This window comes from Brucella sp. MAB-22, from assembly GCF_025908475.1.
In the GTDB taxonomy this organism is placed as follows: domain Bacteria; phylum Pseudomonadota; class Alphaproteobacteria; order Rhizobiales; family Rhizobiaceae; genus Brucella; species Brucella anthropi.
Genome location: NZ_CP109781.1, coordinates 603,732 through 626,741, shown reverse-complemented (window position 1 = coordinate 626,741; position 23,010 = coordinate 603,732). Strand labels below are relative to the sequence as shown.

The following is a 23,010-nucleotide window of genomic DNA, read 5'->3' as shown; positions in this document are numbered from 1 at the left end:
GTCAGGCAATGCCGCGCATGCGCGCAAGCTCACGCAGCGGCGGGATGGACTGGATTTCTTCGGCTGAAACGTCGTTCCAGCGAATACCGCGCGGCCTGCGACGGTTGCGCGTTATCTCGATCAGGCGGCTGGGCGTGGCAATGAAGTCGAGAGCAATATCGTTCTCCGATACGTTGAGGCGCTCTTCCACGATCTGTACGTCATGCACGGCTGCCACAATCAGAGACTGCTCGTCGGCAAGTCCCAGATCGGTGAACATGCCCCATTCCAGATCGAAGAACGCATGGCCTTTGCCAAAACGGACTCCATCGATGGAAACAGCGGATGCGCCAGTCGCAATGACATCAAAACGACCGATATGGGTCAGGTCTTCTAGACTGACCGATCGACCGAAATGTTCCATTCCGTCAAGCCAGGCTGCGGCTTTCTCCAACCCCGGGGGAACGGATCCCGGTTCGAGCAGAAGAAAGCCGCGCTGCATGCCGTAGGTCGGCATGATGAATGGTGTACCCGACATGATCAGGCGACGGCGCAACTCGATCATGGAATTATCTGGCGTCACAAAAACCAATTTGGCTTTCGCAATCCCTTCAATCGCCAGCAAGCGATCCGTAGCTGCCTCTACTCCTTCAAAGTCCGGTATGAATTCCGAGAATTTGAAGTGGAAGCGTGCATCAGGACGCGCGACGTCTTTCAGTCGATCCCAGATGCGCTGCCGTGTATTGCGGGAATACGCCATGGAGAATCCATGAATTTCAATGTTTCACTATCAATGAAACAAATGTTTCAGTATTGCAAGAGGCGATGATAAGCTTTTTTAGTGCACAAAGAGATTCGGAATAAACGCACATGGCTTCACGTCTGGTACTGCGCATACAGGAGCGCTACGCAAAGCTCACGGCAGGCGAGCAGAAAATCGCGCAGCTCGTTCTCGAACGCGAGGACGACATTCTGATTCATTCCGCTACCGAAATCGCGGAGATGGCCGGCGTATCCAAGGCGACCACAGCTCGCTTCTTTCAGCATCTGGGCTATGCCGATTTCAATGAAGTGAAACTTCAGGCGCGTGAGGAGCGTAACCGTACCGAACCTTTTGAATATTCGAGTACGGTTGACGAAGAAGTGCCGCTGGTGCGTACCATCAGCGCACATCTCGATCTGGAGATCGCCAATATTACCCGGACGTTCGAGGCGCTTCGCTCCGACAAGATGCGCGAAGCTGCCGAACTTATTGCAGAAGCACCGCGTGTCTGGGTGATCGGGCTTGGTGACGAGGAAGGGTTTGCGCGCTACGCGCGGCTTCTGTTTTCAAGGCTGCGCCACAGCGTGATGCTCCTGGGCATCAACCAGGGGTCATGGGCTGAGGATCTGGCCATGACTGGTCCGAAGGATGTGTTGCTGCTGATCACATTGCCACCGCATCGGGCATTGCTGAAACAAATTCTGGGTTATGCCGTGACGAGCCGGTTGAATATCGTGACCATTACGGACCGAGGATCTGTTTTTGAGGCACAGCGTTACGCGCGTGTTGTTCTCCCATGTCATGTAGACAGTATCGCATTGGGCGCATCTTATACCGCCGTCAGCAGCGCCATCCGGCTTTTGGCGCTGACCTATGCTTCATATGCGGGGAAATCGGCGCAACAGCGGCTGGAAATCGTCGCCGGTATTCACGACGAACTTGACGATATGGACTGAAACTCAGCCGTTCAGTTGTTTCTGACATGTTCCGGGCGGAAGCCGACACCGATCAACCTGCCCGCAAGATGTGCAAGAATGGGCCAGCGTGCGAGGTGACGCATAAAGGTGGGTGGCTCATCGCGTCTGGTATTGTTTGTTTCACGCTTGCGACGATCACTGCGCATCATCAGTTGCAGTTTCTGCGTTGCCTTTGTGGGAAAGCGACGTCGGGCTTCGACTGCTTGGAGATACGGTTCCAAAGTTTGGTTATCCTTAAGCGGTGCGGCCAGAATATTGGCTGCTGCAACGGCATCCTGAATGGCGAGATTGACCCCAAAGCCACCAATTGGCGACATGGCATGGGCGGCATCGCCGATACACAGAAGCCCCGGTTTCCACCACGTTTTAAGTCGGTCGATGCGTACGCTCAAGAGATGAATGTCATCCCATGTGCCTATTTCGTTCATTCGGTCAGGAGGCAATGGAGAGACTTCTGCAACTGCCTTGCGGAATGCATCGAGTCCTCCCTGCCTGACTTCGGCAAAGGTCTGTTTGCGGAGTACATAACCGCATTGCCAGTAGTCACCGCGATCAATCATGACGAAACCTTGTCGAGGGCCGCCATGGCCCATCGTATAGGGTGGGTCATTGGGAGCGTGCGACAGCTTCATCCAGAGAATTTCGCTTGGCGAGCCAAAACTTTCGACCTCCAGACCGGCTTTTGCGCGCACCACGGAGTTTCTTCCGTCCGCACCCACAACAAGTTTGGCATTGATATTTATGGTTTCAACTGGTGTTGTCGCGACGAGGCCGGTAACACTTCCGTCCCTCTCGGTCAGATTGATCACACTTGCAGGCATAAGGAGCCTGAAGTTTGAATATTTCGCAGTTTCGCGTGCAATGTAATCCAGAAATTCCCATTGCGGCATGAAAGCGATGAAACGACACTGAGCGGGAATTCTCGAAAAATCGGCTATCGTGATGTCCTTGCCGCCGATTTCCGCATGTAGCCGATGCGCCTTGGTATGGGGCAAGTCAAGAAGACCGTCCAGCAAGCCGAGTTCATGCATGACTTGAAGCGTGGACGGGTGAATTGTGTCCCCGCGAAAATCACGCAGAAAATCTGGATGCTTTTCGAGAACGGTCACGTTCACACCAGCGCGCGCAAGCAAAAGTCCCAGCATCATTCCTGCTGGCCCGCCACCCGCTATCGCGCAATCGGTTTCGATATAGCTTATTGGCTGCGTCATGACTGTTCCACTCGACCGCGCTTGTTTTGCACAAGACATAAAAAGACCGGCGCTCTCAATAGGTCAAGCGCCGGCTGGAAGTCTACGCGACCAGTAGAGGTCAAAACATGAATTAAATTATCAAGTTTAATTTGTCAAGCCGGTGAGCCCTGTCGTTGGGTCAGTGATTGGAGCTGATTTGACGGAAAGTACTCGAAACCTCTGACTCGTCGGTATATCAGGCATTGAGAATTGAAACCTATCCAAGCGCGGGTGGATTTCTTTTGCCAAGCTGCCGCTCGCGGAAGACCGAGAACAATCCGGCGCTGACGACGATGACCGCACCGGCAATGATGTTCCATGTCAATTGCTCGTGGAACACTGTGACTGCGATACACGCGCCGATAACGAGCTGCAGATAGGTAAGCGGTTGTACTTCTCCTGCCTCCAGAATGTTGTAGGCACGGATGAGGAAATAATGGCTTGCTATACCGCAGGCACAAAGGGCTGCCATCCAAAACCAGTCGCTTCTGGCAATAGGCATGAGATAGAAACTGCCGACAAATGTGAGGGCAACAGCACCTGCTATGCCAGTGTAGAAGAAGCTGGTCATGGCATCGTCGCTCTTGCTGACGGCGCGTGTCGCAACCGCGTAAACGGCGAACATGACCATCGCCGCCACGGGTAGAAGCAGGCTTGCGTCGAATGTCGCGTTCACTGGATTGATAATCAGCAGAACACCGATCAACCCGACAATAATTGCAGTCCAACGTCTCCAGCCAACCTTTTCGCCAAGGAAGGGCACCGAGAGCATGGTCACCAATAGCGGCGCGCCCTGAAAAATCGATTGTGCCGTTGCCATGCCCGCGCGACTGAGGGCGAATATGAATGTAACGATTTCAGCAGCAAGCAGGATGCCGCGAAAAACCTGCAAAAAGGGACGTTTCGTTGCTGCGGCCTTGGCAATGCCTCCGGAGCGGATTGCAAGCAGGAGAACGAAGGCAGCAAAGACCCAATAGCGGATCATCGTTATGAGGATCGGCGAATAATGGGTGCCAAGATACTTCGAGATACCATCCTGCGTTGCAAAAATGGTAACCGCGAGAAGTGTGAAGAGATAGCCCTGGCCTTTGCGTGTCATGGCGCACTCTTATCGACACAGCATTGGTGCTGCCACCCATAAAATCTGAAATGCCCACATTGTATGAGCATTCCATCGTTATCGGCGGAAGATTTCCAGTCGATGTGCTTTGATGGATTGACACCTCCAAGTTCTCAGTTATTCTTTTATAAAAGCCTATATAACATAATTGTGGAACAAATCAAAAATGGGGGTTCTGCCTTGCGGATCAAATTAGCACTCCTTCTGGCTTCTGCCATGATCTTCAGTCCCGGCGTTTCGCTGGCTCAGGACAAGGGTGGTGTCATCAATGTCGCGACCATTGGCGAGCCGCCGACGCTCGACCCGATGGTATCCACTGCCGATCTTGTGGGTATCGTGACGCAGCATATCTTCGAAACACTCTATACGTTCGACAAGGAATGGAAACCGACACCGCTGCTGGCAGAAAGCCTGCCCGAAATCAGCGCGGACGGAAAAACCTATACGATCAAGCTGCGTTCGGGCATCAAGTTCCATGATGGCAGCGACATGACGTCGGAAGACGTGGTTGCGTCGCTGGAGCGCTGGACGAAGCTGGCTTCGCGCGGAAAGCAGGCGTCAGCCTTCATCGAAAACATTGTCGCTACCGATCCGGCTACGGTGACCATAACGCTCAAACAGCCTTATGCGCCATTGACCTCTTTGCTTGCCTTCAACAATTCTGCGGCGATCATCATACCGTCAGAAAAGCAGGCTGAGCCGATGAATGAATTTATCGGCACCGGTCCCTATATGCTCAAGGAGCGAAAGGCTGATCAGTATATTCAGCTCGTGCGTTTCGATGGTTACAAGTCGCGCGATGGTGAGAGTGATGGTTACGGTGGCGCACGCCATCAGTATCTCGACGAAATACGCTTCGTATCGGTCCCGGACGCCAATACCCGTGTCGAGGCCGCGGTTTCCGGACAGTATGATTATGTCGATTCCATTCCGGTTGAATCATTTGACAAGATCAAGTCTTCGACAGCTTCCCAGCCTTTGCTTCTCAAGCCCTTCGGCTATCCTGTCTTTGTTTTCAACACCAAGGAAGGAGTGGCGTCGAAACTGCCTGTGCGCAAGGCCGTAACACACGCATTAAGCATGGAAGACATGCTTGCGGCTGCGTTTGGCAGTACAGAATTCTACGCATTGGACGGTGCTTTCTATCCGTCCAATTTCGTCTGGAATACAGAAACTGGTGTTGAAGGTAATTACAACGTTGCGCAGCCGGAAGCTGCGGCGGAAGAATTGAAGGCGACCGGCTACAACGGCGAGCCGCTGCGTATTCTGACCAGCCGCCAGTACGAGTTCCATTACAAGATGGCACAGGTGGCTGCCGAATATCTGAAACTTGCCGGTTTTACAGTGGATTTGCAGGTTGTCGATTGGGCGACACTGACACAGCGCCGCGCAGATCCCAAGCTCTGGGATATCTACATAACGCACAGCCCCTTCCTGCCCGAGCCTGCTTTGATGGGCTCTCTGTCGACCAGCTCGCCGGGTTGGTGGGACACGCCAGCGCGTAAAACCGTAGTCGATGCTTTCACGTCCGAATCCAATCCGGAAAAGCGCGTTGCGCTGTGGGCGGACGTTCAGAAGACCATCTATGACGAACTGCCCCTGATCAAGATCGGCGACTTCAATGCCGTTGCAGCGATGTCCACCAAGCTGGAGGGCGTCGAGCCAGCGCCGTGGCCTTACTTCTGGAATGCTTCGTTGAAGAAGTAACTTCCAGCAAGGCGAATGCCGTCCGTCTGGTCGGCATTTGCTGAATTGTTCAATCTGGAGAATCTGATCGCATGGTGCGCTACATCCTTCAGCGGTTTGTCGGCATGGCTGTCGTCATGTTTCTGGTCGTAACGATCGTATTTGTGATCGTTCGTGTGACGCCCGGCGATCCTGCCGCCGTCATGCTTGGGCCGGACGCATCGGCGCAGGACATTGCCGATCTGCGCGCTCGGCTCGGACTCGATCAGTCGCTGGTCATCCAATACTTCTACTACATCGGTCAGCTACTGAAGGGCGATCTCGGTCAGTCGATCTTCCTCAACATGCCGGTTGGTGCAGCATTGCTCGACCGGGCTGAGCCGACCTTCTTTCTGACCGTTCTTTCGCTTCTGATTGCCTGCATCATTGCGCTACCGGTTGGAGTTTATGCAGCTTATCGGCGTGGTTCTTTTGTCGATCAGGCGGCGACAACGGTCGCTATGCTTGCAGCGAGCATACCGAGCTTCTGGCTCGGTCTCATCCTCATGCAGTTTTTTGCCGTCCGGCTGAACCTGTTTCCGGTATCCGGCTATGGCGGGCCGGGTTCGAGCTTCATCGATCGAATGTACCATCTGATCCTGCCAGCCATCGCGCTGGGGCTGGTTTCCTCCGCTCTGATCCTGCGTTTCACGCGCGCCTCAATGCTTGATGTTCTTGGTGACGATTACATCCGCACGGCGCGCGCAAAGGGGTTGATCGAGCGGCGCGTGATCATGAAGCACGCATTGAAGAATGCGCTTATCCCTATCCTCACAGTCGTCGGTCTCACTGCTGCTGTTCTGATCTCCGGCGCTGTGGTGACGGAGACTGTGTTCGGCCTGCCGGGGGTTGGCAATCTTGTCGTGTCTGCGGTCCTCCGACGGGATTATCCGGTAATTCAGGGCGCGCTGCTCGTCATCGCGGGGCTCTATGTCCTGATCAATTTCATCATCGACATGCTCTATCTGTTCGTAGATCCGAGGGTTCGTTACTGATGGCCGATCTTGTTACGACCACGCAAAAAGCCCCTTCGGAACGCGCTTTGTTCATCCGTCGGCTGTTCAAACGCAAGACGGTGGCGGCAGGCATCATTGTGCTTGCCGTCTTCGCTATCCTCGCGCTGCTGGCACCCTGGATCGCACCTTATTCACCGTCGAAGCTTTCTATCGTCAACCGGCTCAAGCCACCAAGCGAGATGTTCTGGTTCGGTACGGATGAGTTCGGGCGCGATGTCTTTTCACGCACGATCTATGCCGGGAGGCTGTCACTTATGGTGGGCGCGGCGGTCGTTGTCCTGTCGGCGATCATAGGGGTTACGCTCGGATTGCTCGCAGGCTTCTTTCATCGTCTGGATACACCGATCGCTCGCCTGATCGATGCGATGATGGCATTCCCCGACATTCTGCTGGCCATTGCGCTGGTCGCGGCGCTCGGCCCGTCGCTGGCGACGGTCATCGTTGCGCTGTCTGTTGTTTATGCACCGAGGCTGGCGCGCATTGTGCGCGCCTCAACGCTGGTCATCCGTGAGCTGCCCTATGTTGAAGCGGCTCAATCGCTTGGAATTTCGACATTCCACATCATGACGAGGCACGTCCTGAGAAATCTGATCTCACCCATCATCGTGCAGTGCACTTTCCTTTTTGCGAGCGCAATGCTCGCCGAAGCGGGGCTTTCCTTCCTCGGTCTCGGCGTTAGCCCCGAGATTCCAACCTGGGGAACCATGATTGCCGCAGGACGCCAATATATCGGTCAGGCCGACTGGATGACCTACTTCCCCGGCTTCGCCATCATTCTTTCTGTTCTCTCGCTCCAGATGGTGGGGGATGGACTACGCGACATGCTTGATCCAAGACTGCGAAGGGATTTGTAATATGATTTCCGGTGAACAGGCAAAGCCGCTTCTTATCACCAATGTCAAACCGGTAGCTTTCGGGGCGGAACACTCCGACGCGACGACCGATATTCTGGTCGGGAAAGACGGTAATATCAACGCCATCGGCAAGTCGTTGAACGCACCAGCCGATGTGGAGCGTGTCGATGGCAAAGGAGCCTGGATTTCGCCGGGTTGGGTCGACCTGCATGTCCATATCTGGCATGGCGGTACGGATATTTCGATACGCCCTTCAGAGTGCGGCGCTGAACGAGGAGTGACGACGCTCGTCGATGCCGGTTCGGCAGGAGAGGCCAATTTCCATGGCTTCCGGGAGTATATCATCGAGCCGTCCAAGGAACGGATCAAAGCCTTCCTCAACCTCGGCTCAATCGGCCTTGTTGCCTGCAACCGGGTTCCGGAACTGCGAGACATCAAGGACATTGATCTCGACCGTATTCTCGAATGCTACGCAGCCAACAGCGAGCATATTGTTGGGATCAAGGTCAGGGCCAGTCACGTCATAACCGGGTCATGGGGCGTTACACCGGTCAAGCTTGGCAAGAAGATCGCCAAGATACTCAAAGTGCCCATGATGGTGCATGTGGGCGAACCGCCGGCGCTCTATGACGAAGTTCTGGAAATCCTTGGGCCAGGCGATGTGGTCACGCATTGCTTCAACGGCAAATCCGGCTCCAGCATCATGGAAGACGAAGATCTCTTCAATCTCGCGGAACGCTGCTCAGGCGAGGGCATCCGGCTGGATATCGGCCATGGTGGGGCATCCTTCTCGTTCAAGGTCGCCGAAGCGGCAATTGAACGCGGTCTCCTTCCATTTTCGATCTCGACGGACCTGCATGGCCATTCGATGAACTTCCCTGTTTGGGATCTGGCGACAACCATGTCCAAACTGCTGTCGGTCAACATGCCGTTTGAAAATGTCATCGAAGCCGTCACACATAATCCGGCGTCGGTGATCAAGCTCTCGATGGAAAACCGGCTGTCGGTTGGGCAACGTGCTGATTTCACGATCTTTGATCTGGTTGACGCCGACTTGGAAGCGACGGATTCCAATGGCGATGTGTCTCGCCTGAACAGGCTATTTGAACCCCGCTACGCCGTCATCGGTGCCGAGGCCATTACGGCCAGCCGCTATATACCGCGTGCGCGCAAACTCGTTCGCCATAGCCATGGCTATTCGTGGCGCTGAAACTGTCGGCGCAGCATTGAATTTGCGGGAACGTCCCGTGACGAAATGATGAGGAAAATTCGTGTCTCATTCTCCCCAAACGACCGAAGTACAGCATTCTCCCTACGACCGGCTGGCTTCACTTGGCATAACTTTGCCGCCACCGCCGCCGCCTATCGCGAATTTTGTCACGCATGTTCGGGAAGGCAATATCCTCTATCTTTCCGGGCAAGGGCCGCGGGAAGAGAGCGGATATTTGCGTGCGGGTAAAGTCGGTGGCGACATCGGCGTGGATCAGGCTTATCAGGATGCACGTCTGACGGGTATCAATCTGCTGGCCGTCATGCACGAGGCGCTTGGTGACCTTTCCCGTGTCAAGCGGGTCGTGAAGCTATTGGGTATGGTCAATGCCGTGCCAGATTTCGAACTGCACCCCAATGTCATCAATGGCTGCTCCGATCTTTTCATCGAAGTATTTGGCGCTGCCGGCCAACATGCGCGTTCAGCCGTCGGCTTCGGTTCCTTGCCGGGCAATATCACGGTAGAAATCGAAGCGATTGTCGCCCTGAACGATTAGGACAGCGTCAATGATTGCGCCAGCCCATCAGCTTTTCGATCTTCGCTGCCGAAGCACGCACCTGACTGGTGTAGCGGCTTTCGTCGGAAAGCACCTTCTGTTCGGGAAGCACGATGGAAATGGTCGCAACGCATTGTCCATCGCGGTCGCAGATCGGGGAAGCAATACAGGCCACCGCATAGTCGGATTCCGCAATCTGGATCGAGAGCCGCTCATCGAAGGCTTTCGCTGCAGCCTCCGAGAGACTTGTGGCGTCGATTTCGGCCCGACCGGTTGGAGAAGTCCGGGCGCAGCGCTTGAAAAGCTCGATCCGTTCATTCGCAGCCAAATGACCGACCAGAAGGCGTCCGGACGCGGTCCAGTTCAAAGGCACTCTTGTGCCGACACGCGAGGCAACCTGAAACGGGCTTGGTCCGTCCGCCATGGCCAGAACGAGCATATGATCTCCGTCCCGGCCGCAAAGCTGCACCGCTTCGTTTGCTTCGCGGCAGAGATCATGCATCTCGTGCGTAGCGACGCTCATGAAATCAAGCGACCGCGCATAGGCAAGACCGTAGTGGTAGAGCCGCGCGCCGAGCCAGATTGCACCATCCGCGTTGCGGGCGAGCATGTTCTTTTCAACGAGATCGTCGATGGTCACATAGACTGTCGACAAAGGCGCCTTGATCGCTTTTGCAATCGCATAGGGACCAGCTGGAGCGCCGGTTTCATAAAGATAATCAATCACTTGCAGCGCGCGGTCTATGCCGCTCACGCGCGAGCGGCGTGTCGACTTGTTTTCAAGGTCGTCCGCAGGGGACGTTTCGGCGGGGACGGTGGGTGATGATGCGCTCACTCAAGTGCTCCATGTGAAACTCAAGAAGTTATTACATTATTATGGCATATTCGTCTATGCCCGAGGCAGTGAAAGAAATGGGAGAAATGAAATGACCGATGATATTCGCCGCAAGATCGGGCTTCGACCGGTCATCAATGTTTCTGGTACGATGACATCACTTGGTGCATCCATCGTTGTGCCCGAGGCAGTAGAGGCGATGGCGGCCATCCTGCCACAATTCGTCGAGGTCAATGATCTGCAGCGTAAGGCGAGCGAAGTGATCGCACGATTGACAGGAGGTGAAGCTGGATTCGTCACCGCGTCCTGCTCATCAGGCATTACGCTTGCCGTTGCCGGAGCTATGACAGGCAACAACCTCCTAGCGATTGAACGATTGCCGGATATCACGTCGGAAAAGAACGAAGTTCTGGTGCAGACCGGTCACGTGGTCAGCTACGGCGCGCCGGTCGATCAGGCAATCCGGCTCGCGGGAGGCAAAGTCGTCCTGATCGGACAGGCAACATCGACCCACCGTTATCACATGGAACATGCGATTACCGAAAAGACGGCGGCGGCGGTTTATGTCGTATCGCATCATGTCGTGGACTACGGCCTTCTCCATTTCAGCGAGTTTGTCGAGATCGCACATGCCAAGGGCGTGCCGGTGATCGTGGACGCTGCATCTGAATATGACATGAAGCTGTTTCTGGAAAAGGGCGCAGATATCGCAATCTATTCGGGACACAAGTTTCTGGGCGGCCCGACCTCCGGCATCGTTGCAGGCAGGAAGGAACTTGTCCGTAATGCTTTCCTGCAGAATCTTGGCATCGGGCGAGGCATGAAAGTCGGCAAAGAGAGCATTTACGGCGTCATGGCAGCGCTGGAAGCGTGGGAAAAGCGTGACCATGCTGGAATTCGCGAGAGGGAAACCGGATATCTGGAACTGTGGAAGAAGACGCTGGATGGTCGCCCCGGTATCACGGCTCTGATCGAACCAGATCCGACCAACAACCCGCTCGACCGCCTGCGAGTAATTGTATCAGCTACTGATGCCCACATCACGGCCTGGGATTTGGTAACCGCTCTTGCGCGAGGGAACCCACCGATCATCACACGTGACCATGAGGTAGAGCACAACTATTTCTATCTCGATCCCTGTAATCTTCATCCCGGTCAGGAAACCGTTGTTGCGCAGCGTCTTGGTGAGGAGCTCGATAAAGCCCGGGCGTCTAATGAGATTATCGCCACTCCTTTTGAGGACCGAAGCAGACATCGTTTCGACGGTTTGCTGCGTTGGCCGGATTGATAATCGGAAGAGCCTGAGTAAAGCGGAGGAACATCATGACGTCTGAGAAAATAGCGACGGTTGGAAAACACGAACCTGTTCTATCCGTTCAAGGACTGACCACTTCTTTTCTGGTCGATGGTGTCTGGAAGCCTGTTGTCGATGACGTTTCCTTCGATGTCCACCCCGGAGAAACCGTGGCAATCGTCGGGGAATCCGGCTCGGGCAAGAGCGTAACCTCGCTGTCGATCATGCGGCTTCTGCAGAAGGATACGAGCCGCACCGAAGGCAGTATCAGGTTGGGAGATCTGGAGCTTCTGACGCTCCCGGAAGAGGAAATGCGCCGGATACGCGGCAATGAAATCTCCATGATCTTTCAAGAGCCGATGACCAGCCTCAACCCGCTCTTCACAATCGGAGACCAGATTTCGGAAGCATTGCTCTGCCATTCGCAAATGTCGAAGGCAGATGCGCGCGCTGAAACGATCCGCTTGCTTGAAAAGGTCCGTATCCCGTCGGCTGCTTCCCGCTTCGATGAATATCCACATCGCTTTTCAGGCGGTATGCGTCAGCGTGTCATGATCGCGATGGCTCTGGCGTCGAGACCCAAACTGCTGATCGCCGACGAACCGACAACGGCATTGGATGTAACCATTCAGGGGCAGATACTCGATCTTATCAAGACATTGCAGGAAGAAGAGGGCACGTCCGTTCTTTTCATCACGCATGACATGGGCGTGGTGGCCGAAATATCGGATCGTACGGTCGTCATGTTTCGGGGAAAGCAGGTCGAGACAGGGCAGACTGCCGATATTTTCCGGCAGAGCCAGCATCCTTATACGCGAGCACTTTTGTCGGCGGTTCCTGTACTGGGTTCAATGCAGGGCTATCAACGTCCTCTGCGGTTTCCGATAGTAGACAATGCGACTGGCCTTTCGGAAACGCCAGTCGAGGTGGCGGATACGGTCGACAAGATCGATGTACCCGTGTTGGAAGTAAAAGGCCTTACAAAGCGCTTCGAGATTTATTCGGGCTTTATGTCTCGCCTGAGCGGGCGTGTTCATGCCGTGGAAAACGTGTCCTTCGATCTTCGCAAGGGCGAAACCCTTTCGCTAGTTGGCGAGAGTGGGTGTGGGAAATCGACGACCGGCCGTGCCATCATGCGGCTGAGCGAACCGGATTCCGGTGAAGTTCTGGTTGAAGGCCGAAACATTCTGTCCCTCGACAAACAGGCTATGCGCGAGATGCGACGGTCGGTTCAGATGATCTTTCAGGATCCCTATGCATCGTTGAACCCGCGCATGACAGTGGGTGCCGCGATCGCGGAACCCTACATTGAACACCGGCTGGGGAGTGTGCGGGACGCGAAGGATGTTGTTGCAGACATGCTGGAGAAAGTTGGCCTCACGCCTGATATGGCAAAGCGCTATCCGCATGAATTCTCTGGCGGGCAAAGGCAGCGTATCTGTATCGCCCGCGCGCTTGCCTTGAAACCTAAAGTCATCGTGGCAGATGAGAGTGTGTCGGCGCTCGACGTCTCGATCAAGGCGCAGGTCATCAATCTCATGCTCGATCTTCAACAAAGTCTCGATCTAGCGTTTCTGTTCATCTCACACGATATGGCCGTCGTCGAGCGTGTAAGCCATCGTGTGGCCGTCATGTATCTGGGCGAGATCGTAGAAATCGGACCGAGATCGGCGGTATTTGAGAACCCTCAACATGATTACACACGCAAGCTGATGGCGGCTGTTCCGGTTCCTGATCCTGACCGACGCCGGGTGAAGCTTTCAAGCGAAACGGGAGAACTCAAGAGCCCAATCCGTCCTGCGGATTTCGTTGTGCCTTTGCGCGAATATCGAGAGGTATCGCCGCAGCACTTCGTGGCGTTGTAGAGCATGCAATTCATTATGGTGCGCCGAGACGATCCAGTGCAGTGCGAAGCGGAGTTTCGGAAATGTGGATCAGTCCGGCATAGGGGCTCGCCATATCCGAAATCACGAAAATCGCGCCGGCAACGGACAATGAGCATACGATTATTATCAGTATGACAGTGCTGTTTAGCGGGGCCTGTAGGCCAAAAGTTGCGAATAAAAGCGCCAGCCATGAAATCAGCACGATGAGAAATGGGACAGGCAGCCCTTCATCTGTCGTTTCCACCAATTGCCAGTGACCTTCTGCAATCATGCCGCTGACTTCAAGCGCGCGTGTTTGGAGAGAGCCTTGCGCGGCGTCCTTCGGGTTCAACGCGCGCAGACTGTCCTGAATATCCTCAATATCCTTGAACTCCGGCAAAGCTCCATTGGAGAGCTCATCGGCCCGCTCGGCATTCCATGCCCGATCAAGACGTTTCTGGATTATTTGCTTGAGTACGGCACGTGGATGCTCCGTTTCAGGACCATAGCGGGCCATGATCCGGTCCAGGAGAACAATGCGGGCTGCCGATGTCTTCATCTCGGCTTGCGCATTGTCGTAATCGGATTTTGCTGAAGCAATCAGAAGTCCGAGAGCGAGAGCGGAAAGTGTTCCGACAACAGCGGTGGCAAGGCGTATGACATCCTTGGACTCAGAGTTAAGATGATGCTCGGGCAAACGCGATCGAGCGAACATGCCAAGCATAGTCGCCAATATCAGGATGAAGAATACCAGTGCGCCAAGCAATAAAGAGTTCAACTTCGCCTTCCGCGACTTGCTCTCGAATGATCGCCCATTGAAACTTAGTATATCATCTGTGAGTTGAGATGCAGCTTCACCAAAGGGATGGTGTTTTCGGCTCGATATGGCCCGGTATGCGAAGAAAGTGCATTCAATAAATCACACTGCGATCAGATGAAAAAGGTCGGCACATATGGCCGACCCTTTGTTATCAAAACTGCTTTCAATCAGTTCTCAGTATGTTGCTGCTTGGCGAGGTCCTCGACGCTCATGTCCGGTTCGTTGCGGGTTTTATACAGCGAATAAAGCACACCGCTTGCGAGGATAGCCAGCGTTACGACAAGCGACAGCAGCGTGTTGATGTGAACGCCCAGCGGTACGAGGAAAATCTTGATGCCGATCAGCACGAGAATGATAGCAAGCGAAACCTGTAGATAGCGGAACCGGTTCATCGCTGCAGCCAGCGCGAAATAAAGCGCGCGCAAACCCAGAACGGCAAAGATGTTCGAAGTGTAGACGATAAACGTGTCCTGAGTGACTGCGAAGACGGCGGGGACAGAGTCGACTGCAAAGATCAGATCGACAGTTTCCACCATGATGAGCGCAACCGCCAGAGGGGTCAGCCAGGTGACCATCTTGCCGGTTTTGGGATGTGGCTGTTTGACCGTGAAGTTGCGACCATGCAATTCGCGGGTGATATTGAACCGGCGACGAAGGAACTTGAAGACAGCGTTCTGCTCGATGTCGGGCGCCTCGTCCTGATGGCCGAACATCTTGAAGCCGGTGAAAACGAGAAACGCGCCAAAGAGGAACAGAATCCAGTTGAACTCGTGCACAAGGGCTGCACCAAGTCCGATCAGGATTGCCCGGAAGGCGATAACGCCGAGAATACCCCAGAACAAAACACGATGCTGGTAAAGACGAGGAATGCCAAGAAAGCCGAAGATCGTTGCGATAACAAACATGTTGTCCATCGCAAGACTCTGTTCGATCAGATAGCCGGTATAAAATTCCAGGCCGGATTCCGCTCCGCGCTGCCACCACACCCAGCCACCGAAGGCGAGTGCGATCAGAACATAAAAGCCATAAAGCAGGAGGCTTTCCTTGGCTTCGATCTCGTGTTCGTCACGATGGAGAATGCCGAGGTCGAAGACAAGCAAGCCAACGACGACGACGATAAACGCCGCCCAGAAATATACAGGTGTGCCAAGAAAATCGCCCGAAAGGGCTACAATAAGCGAATCCATCGCCGGACCATCTCCATTTGAACAAGTGGAGCAGCCCCGACATCGCCATAGCGGTAGCCATGACCAGAGGGGCCCGGCGCTGCATTTCTTCAAATGTGTATGGTTTTGCCAAGTTCAAGAGTGGAACCTGAATTTTTTGTAATGTTCGATCCGGTACGTGTCCCGTTCTGAGAACTTTCAATGCGAGTTACGATATCTAAGTTGGGTACTGGAAGTTGGTTGCCGCTAAACGCGACATGAAAAAAGCCAGGAAGTATCCGGGCTTGTTGTCTATAACATTGATTTTCTTGAAGAAAGTATTGGCTGGGGAACCTGGATTCGAACCAAGACTAGCGGAGTCAGAGTCCGCTGTTCTACCCTTAAACTATTCCCCAGCAGGAATATGCAAATGCCTTCGATCTAGAGGCCTGCAAGCGCGATAAAGCGTCAGCTCATTCGCGACGGCTTCCATCTAGCGAACTCAAACACCGAACGCAATACTTTTCTTCGAAAAAAATCAAAGCGATTTAAGTTATCCAGCAATTGCTGATTTCATGCGATAGGGTCGCTGCAAATTGATGCGCTGAGGAATGGTTTCTGGAAGCCGGCGCATAAAAAAGCCCGGCCAGCGGAGGAGCGGCCGGGCAAAGGGCAGGCTGACCGGGAGGGGACCCGGTATGTGAAGGTGGCGCCTGCCAGATGATTTGTCTGCGGGCTCAAAAAGGCTGCGCCTTACTTACCCGAAGATATGTTGGTTCAGCAGATCAGGCGTGTAGCCTTGATCCGCAACCGAGCGCCTGCCAGCTCACTCAGAACCCGCGTAGGGTCTTCCGTGCCGCGATAATGAGCTGCCGTGTAAATATCCTCACGGCGAAGTCCGATATCGCGCAGCATGTGGTCGTCAAAGCTGCTCAGGTTCAGCACTTGCCGTCGACCATTGGAAAACGTCCAGCGACGCATGATCGACGTAAATACGGTCTTTACCATTTGCACGAACGTGGAGGTTTGTCCGCTTATTGCAGGTAAATGCGTTGTCGTTATCTTGCTTGTCGCTGTCATGTCCGCTCTCCTTTGATCTGGCGGGGCTAAGTGATCCTTATCGTCAGGGTCATTCGCTTTCGCGGCTCCTTTTCCTTTACGATGGCGGCTTTATCCAACAATCGAATTGATTGTTCCAACGAATGTTTTTAATGTAATTCTTCAATAATAATGATGGATGACGCCGATGAGCACGCCTCTGGATCTCGATCAGTTGCAGACCTTCATAGCGATAGCGGATGCGGGCAGTTTTACGCGGGCAGCCGATGCCGTTTTCAAGACGCAATCCGCTGTTTCCATGCAGATGCGCCGGCTGGAAGAGCGTATTGGTAAACCGTTATTTGAACGTGATGGACGGACCAATCGTCTTACTGAAGAGGGTGAGCGGCTTCTGCTTTATGCACGCCGCATGATGCAGCTCAATGGTGAAACCATCGCTGCGTTTGATGACACTCAACTGGAAGGCCACGTGCGTATCGGTACGCCGGACGATTATGCCGATCGGTTTTTGCCGGAAATCATGGCGCGTTTTGCGCGATCAAACCCGCGCGTCGAATTGTCGGTTGTGTGCGAACCGACTGTCAATCTGGACGAGATGATCCGCCGCGGAACACTGGATATTGCTCTTGTCACCCAGTGCGATGATAAGCGTCGCTCCGAGGTCGTTCGTACAGAACCACTGCTATGGGTGACTTCTGCCAATCATGCGGTGCATGAAGAGGCTGTCCTGCCGCTTGCTGTCGGGCGCCCGACCTGTATCTGGCGACATGCAGCCATTGATGTACTGGAAGCGGCCAGACGAGATTATCGCATCATCATCACAAGCTGGTCAGCGACCGTTCTGGCGGCGGCGGTTCTCTCCGGCCTTGCGGTCTCGGTTCTTCCAGAATGTGCACTGCGTCCCGGTATGCGGGTCCTGGGTGAAGCAGATGGGTTTGGAATGCTGCCGGAATTCGGCATTGGCATCATGCGCGGCCATACAAAACAGAATGCCGTTGTCGACGCACTTGCACAGCATATTATTGAAAGTCTAGACAATATATCGTCACCGCAGCCCGGCGCGATGGCTTCGGCGGAAATTTCGCCGTTTCCGGCGGTTCGTACGAGGAGGGTGCGAGCCAACGAATTGCTGCCAGGATGGTGACGACTCCGTAAATCGCCGCATGGCTTCTTGACCAGCCATGCCACCTGGTTGCCTATGATGGGATGAGCATGGGTTCCGATTCGAGTTTTACCGGCGCATCGTCTAATGTTGCCGAGTATAGCGTTTCCGAGATTTCCGGCGCGTTAAAGCGCACGGTTGAGGATACGTTCGGGCATGTGCGCGTGCGCGGCGAAATTTCCGGCTATCGTGGTCCGCATTCGTCGGGGCATGCCTATTTCGCATTGAAAGATGATCGCGCGCGTCTTGAAGCCGTCATCTGGCGCGGTTCGATGAGTCGCCTCCGCTTCCGTCCCGAAGAGGGGATGGAAGTCATTGCTACAGGCAAACTCACGACCTATCCGGGCTCGTCGAAATACCAGATTGTCATCGAACAGATGGAGCCTGCCGGGGCTGGCGCCTTGATGGCGCTTCTGGAAGAACGCAAGCGACGGCTTGCTACTGAAGGGTTGTTTGATCCAGCAGTAAAGCAGCTTCTACCCTTTATGCCCCGTGTGATCGGAGTGGTGACTTCTCCGACCGGTGCCGTCATTCGTGATATCATCCATCGCATTGCTGATCGTTATCCGCTGCATGTCATTGTCTGGCCCGTGCGCGTGCAGGGCGAGACAAGTGGACCTGAAGTGGCCGCCGCGGTGGACGGTTTCAACGCTTTGCCCGACGAAGGGAATATTCCGAGGCCGGATGTGCTGATCGTTGCGCGGGGTGGCGGCAGTCTGGAAGACCTTTGGGGCTTCAATGACGAAATCGTCGTTCGTGCCGTTGCTGCATCGCATATACCGGTAATTTCTGCGGTCGGCCACGAAACCGACTGGACTTTGATTGATCTTGCAGCCGACATTCGTGCTCCCACGCCAACAGGCGCGGCGGAAATGGCGGTGCCTGTAAAGGCGGACCTGCTGGCAACGCTGGCGGGGCAATCCGCGCGGCTTTCGTCGGCCATGTCCCGCTTTATCGACCTTAAACGGCAAGCCCACCGTTCGGCAGCGCGAGCTCTTCCGTCGGCTGACCAGTTGCTGGCTTTGCCGCGTCGGCGTTTCGATGAAGCCGCTGCGCGCCTCACGCGGGCTCTGTTCGTCAATACGCAAAAGAAGCGGGTCCACTTTGACGGTCATGCGCGACAGTTATCGCCGCGCCTCCTTCAACGCCGGTTTACGGAACTGCAGCGCGATGTTTCCGCTCTTGGACAAAGACTGCCTCGTGCGCTCGAGGCATTCCTGCGTGAACGACGAACGGCTTTCATTCATCGGGCAAATCGCCTTTCGGCGGAGCCGATACTGCGGCGAACAAAACTTACGAGCGTTGCAATAGAACAGCTGGATCGTCGTCGCGATCAAGCCGTCCGTCTTCTCATTGAACGAGCTAAACGGCGTGGGCAGGAACTGGAGCGTCTTATGCGTACGCTTTCTTATGAAAGCGTTCTAGAGCGCGGTTTTGCGGTTGTCTTCGATGAAGAAGGGAAACCGGTGAAGCAGGCTGGATCCGTATCGGCTGGCGATGCATTGTCTATTCGGTTTCGCGACGGTGAGGTTGCCGTCGTTGCGGGTGATGAGGACGAGAGCGAGCCCGCAAAGCTTGTACAAACAAAAAAGGTTCAGTCTCCCGGCTCTGGCAATCAGGGATCGTTATTTTAGCAACAGTCAGTCGCTGTATTTTCCGTTTTCTGCTGAGATTGTTTGGCCTTAAGGCTGGCTTAAGCTTGGACGTCTTTTTCTCGCGCATCTGTCATTGTTAGAGATTTAGGATGTCGCGTAAAAAATCCCAGGACGACCTCACAAATGGCTTTGCGAAGGCTGCTTTCAGCCGTCGCGGCTTTCTTATAGGTGTAAGCGCGGTTGCGTTGTCGGGCTGTGTTTCCACGACGCAACAGCCACCTCAACCGGTGAAAAAACTGCCTGAACCTGCACCGTCGCGACCTGTGCCGCTGATGTACCAGGCGCTGCCGGAAGAACAGTTCCCGATCCCGGCTGTCGATACGAGCAAGGTTGATCCAAAATTCTGGCGGCAGGAAGTGGATTATCCAACGGACGAAGTCAGAGGCACTGTTATCGTCGATACGCCGAACAAGTATCTCTACCATGTACTCGGCAATGGGCGGGCCATGCGCTACGGTATCGGTGTCGGGCGCGATGGTTTTGCATGGGCCGGACGCGCCAAGATCGCTTATAAGCGCCAATGGCCGCGCTGGACGCCGCCGGATGAGATGGTTGCACGTCAACCTGCGCTGGAGCCTTACAGCATCGCCAATGGCGGGATGCCTCCTGGTATCAAGAATCCGCTGGGTGCGAGAGCGATGTACATTCACAAGGATGGGCGCGATACGCTCTATCGCATTCACGGATCGCCGGAAGCATGGAGCATCGGTAAAGCCGTGTCGTCGGGGTGCATTCGCATGCTCAATCAAGATGTGATTGATCTTTACAATAATGTACGCGATGGCAGCACGATTGTCGTGATACCCGATCCGAGCAAAGGCCAGCAGGTCACAAGCTGACTAAAACGAAAAGGGCGCGGATACCGCGCCCTTTTTGTTGGATGTGTTTTGCGGCTCAATGCTCAATAGGCATATTCGAGAAAGATTGGATCGACCGACCCTGCCCATACGCTGTTATATGCCTTCAGCATGCGCTCGGCATCCGTGACGCCCGCTGCTACGATTTCTTCAAGCGGCGCAAGGAAATGCGTTTCGTCATGGCCTTCGCTGTTGAGCTTGCTACGGTTCAAAAGACCGAGCCGGGAGATTTTCAAAGTCTCACGAGCGATCTGTTCCAGCGGCTTGCCCCGGAATGTCGTGTTCAAAGCTTTAGCGGGAACCTCGTTACGAAGGGCAAGGACCTCTTCGTAAGTCCAATCCTTGGTGAGAAGCTCGGCAGCAGTCAGAGCCTCTTCATCATAAAGCAGGCCGACCCAGTAGGCTGGAAGCGCACAGATGCGGCGCCACGGACCTCCATCAGCTCCCCGCATCTCAAGGAAGCGTTTCAGACGGACTTCGGGGAAAAGCGTGGAAAGGTGATTGGTCCAGTCGCCCATATTGGGAACCGGGTCGCTCACTTCACCTTTCAGCGCACCATTCATGAACTGACGGAACGTGACATGCGTACAGTCGTGATAATGGCCGTCGCGCAGGATGAAGTACATCGGTATATCAAGCGCCCATTCGACATAATCGGCAAAACCGAAGTTCTCCGAGAAGACGAACGGCAGCACGCCCGAACGCTGGTTATCGGTATCGCGCCAGATATTCGAGCGCCACGACAAAAGGTGGTTTGGCTTGCCTTCGGTGAATGGGGAGCTGGCGAAAAGTGCGGTGGCCACAGATTGCAGCTTCATCGAAACCTGCATCTTGCGGCGCATGTCGCGTTCCGAGCTGAAGTCGAGATTAACCTGAATAGTCGACGTGCGGTACATCATGTCCAGGCCTTCATGCCCGACTTTTGGCATATAGTTGGTCATGATCTTGTAACGCGATTTCGGCATGACAGGTGTTTCAGCCAAGGTCCATTTTGGACTGCCACCAACACCTAAAAATTGGATGCCCAGAGGCTCGGCAATTTCGCGGACCTGGGACAGATGCGCATTCACTTCACGACATGTCTGGTGAATGGTGGAAAGCGGTGCACCGGAAAGCTCAAACTGGCCTCCGGGTTCCAGCGAAATGGCACCCTGTCCGGTTGGCTCTACCAAGCCGATGATATTGCCTTCATCGATAATAGGCTCCCAACCAAGCGTGGCCTGCATGCCTTCGAGTATGGCTTTGATACCGCGCGGCCCCTCATAGGGAACGGGACTGTTATCGGCTGTGTAAAATGGAAATTTCTCATGCTCGGTGCCGATACGCCAGGCATCCTTGGGCTTGCATCCGCCAGCCAGATAGTTCGCCAGTTGTTCAACGCCCGTCAGTGCCGTTTCGTCAGTTGTATCGCGCGCCATGCAGTCTATCCCTAGCCTATTTTTCGCTTTTCAGCGTGATTGGACAAATTTGTCAAATCACGCAAGTCAATTCCATTGAACGTCAGATTTCGAGAACGTCATCCTGCATTCCGCCAGTCTCCGAGCACAGATTGTACCAGAGCCATCGCAGCGACAGCAGCTGTGTCGGCACGCAGGATTCGAGGGCCGAGCGGAATAGCTGTTACGAAGGGGAGATTTCGGAGCGTTTGACGTTCGTCTTCTGAGAAGCCACCTTCGGGACCAATCAACAACGCGACAGGGCCGGGCGCCATTTTCTGCAAAATGGTCAACGGATCGTCCGATTCGTACCCTTCATCGCAGAAGATCAAATGTCGGGATTTGTCCCATTGCTCAATGAAGCGGTCAAAGCGAATGGCCTCACAACATTCCGGTATGGAAAGTACGCCGCACTGTTCCGCAGCTTCTATCGCATTGGCCTTGATGCGATCGGCCCCCAGCCTTGGTACCTGAGTGTGCTGTGTGATGACAGGTTGCAGTATACCTGCGCCCATCTCGACAGCTTTCTGGACCATATAGTCCAGCCGCCCCTGTTTCAGAGGGGCGAAGCAATAAACAAGATCACTCGCTAAAGGCTGCGGACGCGTCTGTTCGAAGGGCATGAGAAACAGACGCTTTTTACCCTCCGGCTTCAGCCGTGATTTCCATTCGCCGTGGCGTCCATTGAATGCGAGAATTTCATCGCCATCTTTCAAGCGCAGGACGTGGGTGAGATAATGTGCGGCCTGCGGGGCGACCTCAATCTGGTCGCCGTCGTCGAGGTCGTTTTCAACGTATAGTCTCTGCATTTTGTAGTTTGCGCGCATGACAGCATCGATGGCAGAGGGCAGGGGCGGCGGTCAAGCGCTTTGGTAATGCATCAAGAGACAATTAATTAGCATTCCTACACAAACAATTGATGGGAAATATCATGGCAGTTGCATTTAATTAGATTGTATCCATATAGGTATGAAGCTATCTATTTGAATGGAATTGATGTGATGAAACAAACTTGGGTCGAATTCGCACCGCTTCTTGCAAGCACCGCCAGAGGATGGCGGAAAGCTTTCGATGCAGCGATGGCGGAACATGGTCTTTCCGACGCGAAAGCCATACCGCTGATGATCCTGTTGCGGCACGGAGATCGTATTCCCCAAGGTGTGCTGGCCGAACGGGTCGGTATCGAGGGAGCAACGATTGTCCGGGTTGTCGACGAGTTGGAGAAGGATGGCCTGATCCAGCGGGTTGCCGACGATGCTGATCGTCGCGTCAAGCTCATTCAACTGACAGAGGACGGTCGCGCCCTTGCCGCCAAGGTGGAAAAGTCTGCTGCCCGTCTTCGCGCCATTTTCCTCGGTGATTTCGATTCCGATGCGGTCGACATCGCCATGGAAGTGCTGCGCAAGCTGAATGAGAAGTTTCAAACACAATCTTTCTGATCGGTCGCGCG

At 54.5% G+C, this 23,010-nt stretch carries 21 protein-coding genes and 1 tRNA gene; 12 read left to right on the top strand and 10 right to left on the bottom strand.

Going from position 1 to position 23,010, the window contains the following annotated elements; translation table 11 throughout:
• Position 1 precedes the first annotated feature (1 nt).
• Entirely contained in the window at positions 2 to 739 is a 738-nt protein-coding gene (locus OHI65_RS02890; RefSeq protein WP_011982710.1) for a 5-formyltetrahydrofolate cyclo-ligase, read from the bottom strand.
• Between the two features lie 110 nt (positions 740 to 849).
• Between OHI65_RS02890 and OHI65_RS02885 the strand changes: the two genes are divergently transcribed.
• Positions 850 to 1,698, top strand: coding sequence for a MurR/RpiR family transcriptional regulator (locus OHI65_RS02885; protein ID WP_125300749.1), 849 nt, complete (start codon positions 850 to 852; stop codon positions 1,696 to 1,698).
• An 11-nt stretch (positions 1,699 to 1,709) separates the two neighbouring features.
• On the opposite strand, the gene OHI65_RS02880 is transcribed toward OHI65_RS02885, so the two are convergent.
• Positions 1,710 to 2,930 carry an FAD-dependent oxidoreductase gene (locus tag OHI65_RS02880; protein WP_125300748.1) on the bottom strand — a complete coding sequence of 407 codons (1,221 nt, stop codon included), beginning with the start codon at positions 2,928 to 2,930 and terminating at the stop codon, positions 1,710 to 1,712.
• Between the two features lie 238 nt (positions 2,931 to 3,168).
• A complete protein-coding gene (locus tag OHI65_RS02875) occupies positions 3,169 to 4,050 on the bottom strand; it encodes a DMT family transporter (RefSeq protein ID WP_029928014.1) in 882 nt (293 codons plus the stop codon).
• A 201-nt stretch (positions 4,051 to 4,251) separates the two neighbouring features.
• Between OHI65_RS02875 and OHI65_RS02870 the strand changes: the two genes are divergently transcribed.
• The 5 genes from OHI65_RS02870 (at position 4,252) to OHI65_RS02850 (ending at position 9,432) form a co-directional block, all read left to right on the top strand.
• Positions 4,252 to 5,778, top strand: a complete 1,527-nt coding sequence (locus tag OHI65_RS02870; protein WP_125300747.1) for an ABC transporter substrate-binding protein — start codon at positions 4,252 to 4,254, stop codon at positions 5,776 to 5,778.
• Between the two features lie 71 nt (positions 5,779 to 5,849).
• Positions 5,850 to 6,791, top strand: coding sequence for an ABC transporter permease (locus tag OHI65_RS02865; protein WP_010660949.1), 942 nt, complete (start codon positions 5,850 to 5,852; stop codon positions 6,789 to 6,791).
• Positions 6,791 to 7,666 carry an ABC transporter permease gene (locus tag OHI65_RS02860; RefSeq protein WP_011982715.1) on the top strand — a complete coding sequence of 292 codons (876 nt, stop codon included), beginning with the start codon at positions 6,791 to 6,793 and terminating at the stop codon, positions 7,664 to 7,666. Before OHI65_RS02865 ends, OHI65_RS02860 begins: the two co-directional genes overlap by 1 nt.
• Position 7,667: 1 nt before the next feature.
• Positions 7,668 to 8,876: an amidohydrolase/deacetylase family metallohydrolase gene (locus tag OHI65_RS02855; protein WP_125300746.1), complete on the top strand. Its 1,209-nt coding sequence runs from the start codon at positions 7,668 to 7,670 to the stop codon at positions 8,874 to 8,876.
• 61 nt (positions 8,877 to 8,937) lie between these two features.
• Entirely contained in the window at positions 8,938 to 9,432 is a 495-nt protein-coding gene (locus OHI65_RS02850; protein ID WP_011982717.1) for a RidA family protein, read from the top strand.
• 7 nt (positions 9,433 to 9,439) lie between these two features.
• On the opposite strand, the gene OHI65_RS02845 is transcribed toward OHI65_RS02850, so the two are convergent.
• Positions 9,440 to 10,267, bottom strand: coding sequence for an IclR family transcriptional regulator (locus tag OHI65_RS02845; RefSeq protein ID WP_125300745.1), 828 nt, complete (start codon positions 10,265 to 10,267; stop codon positions 9,440 to 9,442).
• Positions 10,268 to 10,358: 91 nt separating this feature from the next.
• On the opposite strand from OHI65_RS02845, the gene OHI65_RS02840 reads away from it, so the two are divergent.
• On the top strand, positions 10,359 to 11,555 hold the full coding sequence (locus tag OHI65_RS02840; RefSeq protein WP_125300744.1) for an aminotransferase class V-fold PLP-dependent enzyme: 1,197 nt from the start codon (positions 10,359 to 10,361) through the stop codon (positions 11,553 to 11,555).
• Positions 11,556 to 11,590: 35 nt separating this feature from the next.
• Positions 11,591 to 13,426, top strand: a complete 1,836-nt coding sequence (locus OHI65_RS02835) for an ABC transporter ATP-binding protein (RefSeq protein WP_010660955.1) — start codon at positions 11,591 to 11,593, stop codon at positions 13,424 to 13,426.
• Positions 13,427 to 13,439: 13 nt separating this feature from the next.
• On the opposite strand, the gene OHI65_RS02830 is transcribed toward OHI65_RS02835, so the two are convergent.
• The 4 genes from OHI65_RS02830 to OHI65_RS02815 form a co-directional block, all read right to left on the bottom strand.
• Positions 13,440 to 14,204 carry a DUF4239 domain-containing protein gene (locus tag OHI65_RS02830; RefSeq protein WP_029376213.1) on the bottom strand — a complete coding sequence of 255 codons (765 nt, stop codon included), beginning with the start codon at positions 14,202 to 14,204 and terminating at the stop codon, positions 13,440 to 13,442.
• Between the two features lie 209 nt (positions 14,205 to 14,413).
• Entirely contained in the window at positions 14,414 to 15,433 is a 1,020-nt protein-coding gene (locus OHI65_RS02825; protein ID WP_125300743.1) for a TerC family protein, read from the bottom strand.
• A gap of 300 nt (positions 15,434 to 15,733) precedes the next feature.
• Positions 15,734 to 15,807, bottom strand: a tRNA-Gln gene (locus OHI65_RS02820).
• A 361-nt stretch (positions 15,808 to 16,168) separates the two neighbouring features.
• Positions 16,169 to 16,471 carry a DUF1127 domain-containing protein gene (locus tag OHI65_RS02815; RefSeq protein ID WP_125300742.1) on the bottom strand — a complete coding sequence of 101 codons (303 nt, stop codon included), beginning with the start codon at positions 16,469 to 16,471 and terminating at the stop codon, positions 16,169 to 16,171.
• Between the two features lie 166 nt (positions 16,472 to 16,637).
• Between OHI65_RS02815 and OHI65_RS02810 the strand changes: the two genes are divergently transcribed.
• The 3 genes from OHI65_RS02810 to OHI65_RS02800 all read left to right on the top strand — a co-directional run bounded on the left by OHI65_RS02810 (position 16,638) and on the right by OHI65_RS02800 (position 20,106).
• Complete coding sequence (locus tag OHI65_RS02810) at positions 16,638 to 17,594, top strand: LysR substrate-binding domain-containing protein (RefSeq protein WP_125334860.1); 957 nt, start codon at positions 16,638 to 16,640, stop codon at positions 17,592 to 17,594.
• A gap of 68 nt (positions 17,595 to 17,662) precedes the next feature.
• Complete coding sequence (xseA, locus tag OHI65_RS02805; protein WP_011982723.1) at positions 17,663 to 19,246, top strand: exodeoxyribonuclease VII large subunit; 1,584 nt, start codon at positions 17,663 to 17,665, stop codon at positions 19,244 to 19,246.
• A gap of 110 nt (positions 19,247 to 19,356) precedes the next feature.
• Positions 19,357 to 20,106 (top strand): L,D-transpeptidase, encoded by a 750-nt coding sequence (locus OHI65_RS02800; protein ID WP_010660962.1) that lies wholly within the window; start codon positions 19,357 to 19,359, stop codon positions 20,104 to 20,106.
• Between the two features lie 62 nt (positions 20,107 to 20,168).
• Here OHI65_RS02800 and OHI65_RS02795 read toward each other — a convergent pair whose 3' ends face one another.
• Both OHI65_RS02795 and OHI65_RS02790 read right to left on the bottom strand, forming a co-directional pair.
• On the bottom strand, positions 20,169 to 21,542 hold the full coding sequence (locus tag OHI65_RS02795; RefSeq protein WP_011982724.1) for a glutamate--cysteine ligase: 1,374 nt from the start codon (positions 21,540 to 21,542) through the stop codon (positions 20,169 to 20,171).
• 98 nt (positions 21,543 to 21,640) lie between these two features.
• Positions 21,641 to 22,387 (bottom strand): 16S rRNA (uracil(1498)-N(3))-methyltransferase, encoded by a 747-nt coding sequence (locus tag OHI65_RS02790; protein ID WP_011982725.1) that lies wholly within the window; start codon positions 22,385 to 22,387, stop codon positions 21,641 to 21,643.
• Between the two features lie 174 nt (positions 22,388 to 22,561).
• Between OHI65_RS02790 and OHI65_RS02785 the strand changes: the two genes are divergently transcribed.
• Positions 22,562 to 22,999, top strand: a complete 438-nt coding sequence (locus OHI65_RS02785) for a MarR family winged helix-turn-helix transcriptional regulator (RefSeq protein WP_010660965.1) — start codon at positions 22,562 to 22,564, stop codon at positions 22,997 to 22,999.
• Positions 23,000 to 23,010: the final 11 nt, after the last annotated feature.